The sequence below is a fragment of the Mesorhizobium sp. M4B.F.Ca.ET.017.02.2.1 genome (assembly GCF_003998955.1).
GTDB classification, from domain to species: Bacteria; Pseudomonadota; Alphaproteobacteria; order Rhizobiales; family Rhizobiaceae; genus Mesorhizobium; species Mesorhizobium abyssinicae.
In genome coordinates this window covers 1-245 of sequence record NZ_RZOF01000753.1, presented here as the reverse complement: position 1 = coordinate 245, position 245 = coordinate 1, and the positions used below count along the sequence as shown (strand labels likewise).

The following is a 245-nucleotide window of genomic DNA, read 5'->3' as shown; positions in this document are numbered from 1 at the left end:
TGACGCAGGTGGCTTCGTTGTTGCCGTGGTCGAGATGCATGCAGACCGGGATGTCGGGGTGGATTTCGACCAGCGCGTCGATCAGCTTGGCAAGCACCACGTCATTGGCATAGGCGCGCGCGCCGCGTCGTCGACATGGCGCATTGGGGCGGCGTCTCGGTCGAAGGCGAGATCGGCGTGCTCGGCTCGCTTGAGAGCGGCGGCGGCGAGCAGGAAGACGGCCATGGCGTCGAAGGCGCGATCAG

Annotated in this window: 2 pseudogenes; one reads left to right on the top strand and one right to left on the bottom strand. The window is 66.5% G+C overall.

The window, feature by feature from the left end:
- Positions 1-127 (bottom strand): annotated as a pseudogene (locus tag EN738_RS35195) (fructose-1,6-bisphosphate aldolase); the annotation flags it as partial.
- On the opposite strand from EN738_RS35195, the pseudogene EN738_RS35190 reads away from it, so the two are divergent.
- Positions 121-245, top strand: a pseudogene (locus EN738_RS35190) (fructose-1,6-bisphosphate aldolase); the annotation flags it as partial. The pseudogenes EN738_RS35195 and EN738_RS35190 overlap by 7 nt on opposite strands.